The following is a 4,016-nucleotide window of genomic DNA, read 5'->3' on the forward strand; positions in this document are numbered from 1 at the left end:
TCTCCCTGGTGCCGGTGCGACCCATTGTGGCCGCCTTCACCCCGGGGACGGAGCCGGCCACGGGTTCTCGACATCACCGCCCGAGATTTCTCCGACGCCCGTCGACAGGCCTCGTGGTGCCCGGCCGACGACCGTGGCGTGTGCACCGGTCACAGGACGAAATGCCGGCGCAGCCGCTCGTGCGCGGCCCGCTCGGCGTCGGTGAACCTGGCACGTCCGGCCTCGGTCAGGGTCACTTCGATCGTTCTGCGATCTCTGGGGCCACGACTGCGTTCGACGAGCCCTTCCGCCTCCAGGCCCGTGAGGAGGGAGGCGATCCGGGTCCGCGTCTCGCGCAGGAGCGCCGTCAGCCGGGTCAGGGGTACGGGCCGGCCCTCGGCTTCCGCGAGGGCACCGAGGATGAGGTAGTCGTGGAGCGACAGGCCGTGCGTCCCCCGCAGTTCGCCGTGCAGGAGACCCAGGCTCCACAGGATGGGTGGAGGCTGCCGTGTGGCGGTGGCCGGATGGCGGTCGGTCATGCTTCATCCCCGGGGTGGGTTCACCGGCCGCGAGCTCGCGGCCCTACGGGCATAACCGGGCTTCCCCACGCAGCTGATGGCGGAACGGGGGACAAGAAGCCCTCGGATCAGGACACCGCGTCGTCTGTGCGCGCTCCGTGACGCGGCGACGGGCGGCCCGCGGCCGGCCGCCCGTCCGATGTCCTGATGTGAGGCCGCCGTGGCACGCGGGACCGTCCGTTCCCGTGCCCTCCCGGATCTACCGTCGTCAAGGCGGTGGGGCCGCACAGGTCGGTCCGGGCGGCGGGTGCGTCCGCCGACGGCACAGCGGCATCGATGAGGAGCAGCGGCATGAGCCTGCTGGCAGGGATCAACCGGCCCGCGGACCTGAGGGGCCTGAGCCATCCGGAACTGGTAGGGCTCGCCGGGGAGATCCGCGAGTTCCTGATCCGGCACGTCGCGGCCACGGGCGGCCATCTGGGGCCCAACCTCGGCGTGGTGGAGCTGACGCTGGCACTGCACCGGGTCTTCGAATCGCCGCGTGACCGGCTGCTGTGGGACGTCGGGCACCAGGCGTACGTCCACAAGATCGTGACGGGACGGGCCGGTGAGTTCACCGGCCTGCGGCAGCGCGGCGGCCTGTCGGGGTACCCCAGCCGGGAGGAGTCCGCGCACGACCACATCGAGCACTCCCACGCTTCGGCGGCGCTGTCGTACGCCGACGGCATGGCCAAGGCCGGACAGCTCGCGGGGGAGGCGGACCGGCACATCGTCGCCGTCGTCGGCGACGGGGCGCTCACCGGGGGGCTGGCCTGGGAGGCCCTGAACAACATCGCGGAGGCTCCCGACCGGCCCGTGGTGATCGTCGTCAACGACAACGGCCGTTCGTACGCACCGACCGTCGGCGGACTCGCGCGGCACCTGACGGCCCTGCGCACCCACGCCGGCTACGAGCGTCTGGCGGGCTGGGGCAAACAGGCCCTCGGCGGTGCCGGAACGCCGGGGCGGGCGCTGCACCGCACCTTGCATGCCGCCAAGGAGGGCATCAAGGAGGGGCTGAGGGCGGGCCTGGTGGAGGGCTCCGCCGACGCCGTGACGCCGCACTCGCTCTTCGGCGCGCTGGGACTGCACTACCTCGGGCCGGTCGACGGCCACGACATCCCCGCCCTGGAAGCAGCCCTGGAGCGGGCCAAGGCCCATGGCGCGCCCGTCGTCGTCCACTGCATCACGCGCAAAGGGCTCGGATACGCGCCCGCCGAGGAGGACGAGGAGGACCATCTGCACGGCATCGGCGCCATCGACCCGCGGACGGGGCGTCCTCTGCGGCCCGCCGTTGCGACCTGGTCGGCGGTGTTCGGCCGGGAACTGGTGGAGCTGGCGGACGCGCACCCGGACGTCGTGGCGATCACCGCGGCCATGCCCGGCTCGGTCGGTCTGAACGACTTCGCCGCACGCCATCCGGCACGGTTCTTCGACGTCGGGATCGCCGAGCAGCACGCGGTCGCCTCGGCCGCCGGGATGGCCATGGCGGGACTGCACCCGGTGATCGCCCTGTACGGCACCTTCCTGAACCGCGCACTCGACCAGGTGCTGATGGACCTCGCGCTGCACCGTCTCGGTGCGACCCTCGTACTCGACCGGTCCGGGGTCACCGGGGACGACGGACCCAGCCACAACGGGCTGTGGGACCTGGCGATGCTTCAGGCCGTCCCCGGCCTGCGGATCGCGGCTCCCCGTGACGCGCACACGCTGCGGCAGCAGTTGCGGCAGGCCGTCGTGATCACCGACGCGCCGACGGTCCTGCGGTACCCGCGGGGCGCGGTCGGCCCGGCGATCCCGGCGGCCGGTCGCGCCGGTGCGGTCGACGTCCTGCGTGAGGGCCCCGGCACCGGCGGCGTCCTGCTGATCGCCGTCGGGACGATGGCCCCGGTCGCCCTCGAAGCGGCGGAGCTCTGCGCCGAGCACGGCGTGGAGGTCACCGTGGTGGACCCGCTGTGGGTCAAGCCGCTGCCCGGAGAACTGCCCGTCCTCGCCGCCGACCGCGCCCTGGTCGTCACGGTCGAGGACGGCCTGCGTACCGGGGGAGTGGGCACCGCGGTGGGCCAGGCCCTGCAGGAGGCCGGCATCCGCACCCCGGTGCGTGCCCTGGGCGTGGCCGACGGGTTTCCCCGGCAGGCCACCCGTGCCGAGATCCTCGCGGAAGCGGGCCTGACCGCTCAGGCCGTCGCGGAGAGCGTCATGGAGGCCCTGGTGGGCGTCGCCGTCCCCGCCGTGCCCGGCGGCCCCCGGACCGCCTAGGTGCCCGAAAGACGATGAAATGCACATACCAGTAATATGCTGCTACCGCGTCAGCGGTCGGAGGATGCGTCATGGCCAAGATCAGCTGTCGCAGAATCGATGAACAGGCGCCTTCCGGACGCCGCGCGGCCGTATCCGCCGCGGTGGCCGACCTCAACGCGGGCGCGCTCGCGTTCGTCATGGGCACCGGCATCGTTTCCACGGCCCTGTACGTCAACGGCGCCGGCACCGCCTCCGCCGTACTGCTGTGGGTGGCACTGGCCGGGTTCGCGGTACTGCTGCCCGCCTACGGCTGGCGGCTGCTGCGGCAGCGCGAGCGGTTCGTCGCGGATTTCATGGGGCCGCGCGCCTTCGCGTTCCTCACCGTCGCCATCTCCGCCAACGTGCTGGCCGCACGCCTCGCGCCGGAAGGCCACACCGCGGTCGCAGGGGCGTTCCTGGCCTTCGGGGCACTGGGGTGGGTGGTGCTGGACTACGGCATCCCGCTCGCGCTCATCACCACCCTGAAACGGGGCCCCTCGTTCGACCAGGTGAACGGCACCTGGTTCCTGTGGGCGGTGGGATCGGAGTCGGTGGCGCTCGCGGCGGCCGCGCTGGCCCGGGTGACCCCGGGCAACGTCCTGCCGGTGCTGGCGGTGGTGTGCTGGGCCGTCGGCCTGGTGCAGTACCTGCTGACCGCCGCCATCGTCCTGGCCCGACTGCTGGCCCGGCCGGTCCGGCCGGAAGGCCTCATGACGTCCGTCTGGATCTTCATGGGGGCGGCGGCGATCGCAGTCCTTGCCGCAGTGCGGCTGATGGCACTCCCCGCGGGCAGCACCATGCTGTCGCGCCCGCTCCTCGTCGGATCGTCCGTCGTCCTGTGGTCGTTCTCCAGCTGGCTCATCCCCCTTCTGCTGGCCCTGGGCGTGTGGCGGCACGCGCTGCGCCGCATTCCGCTGCACTACGACCTCGGCTGGTGGAACCTCGTCTTCCCGGTCGGCATGTACGCGGTCACCACGCACGAGCTGGGACGCGCGACCGGAACCTCGTGGATGGCCAGCATGGGCCGCTGGGAGGTCTGGATCGCCGCGGCGTTCTGGGCCGTGGTGTTCGCGGCCATGGTGGCGGCCAAGCTCCGGCCCCGCCGTAGGGCTCCCCGGCCGCTGTCGTAGGCGTGCAGCCGCCGGCCGCACCCCGCCGGCCGAAGGCGCCCGCGGTCAGGCCCGGGGCCTGACCGCGGGC

The 4,016-nt window shown here is 72.9% G+C and carries 3 protein-coding genes; 2 read left to right on the forward strand and 1 reads right to left on the reverse strand.

Features of this window, described 5'->3' with window-relative positions:
• Window positions 1-149 precede the first annotated feature (149 nt).
• Window positions 150-518: a MarR family winged helix-turn-helix transcriptional regulator gene (locus ABZ312_RS44875; RefSeq protein WP_500440208.1), complete on the reverse strand. Its 369-nt coding sequence runs from the start codon at window positions 516-518 to the stop codon at window positions 150-152.
• Between the two features lie 330 nt (window positions 519-848).
• On the opposite strand from ABZ312_RS44875, the gene dxs reads away from it, so the two are divergent.
• Together dxs and ABZ312_RS44885 are read left to right on the forward strand one after the other, a co-directional pair.
• Window positions 849-2,795: a 1-deoxy-D-xylulose-5-phosphate synthase gene (gene dxs, locus ABZ312_RS44880; protein WP_500358520.1), complete on the forward strand. Its 1,947-nt coding sequence runs from the start codon at window positions 849-851 to the stop codon at window positions 2,793-2,795.
• 71 nt (window positions 2,796-2,866) lie between these two features.
• Window positions 2,867-3,946 (forward strand): tellurite resistance/C4-dicarboxylate transporter family protein, encoded by a 1,080-nt coding sequence (locus ABZ312_RS44885; RefSeq protein WP_500327172.1) that lies wholly within the window; start codon window positions 2,867-2,869, stop codon window positions 3,944-3,946.
• Window positions 3,947-4,016 lie beyond the last annotated feature (70 nt).

Source organism: Streptomyces sp. NPDC006207, from assembly GCF_040613835.1.
In the GTDB taxonomy this organism is placed as follows: Bacteria; Actinomycetota; Actinomycetes; order Streptomycetales; family Streptomycetaceae; genus Actinacidiphila.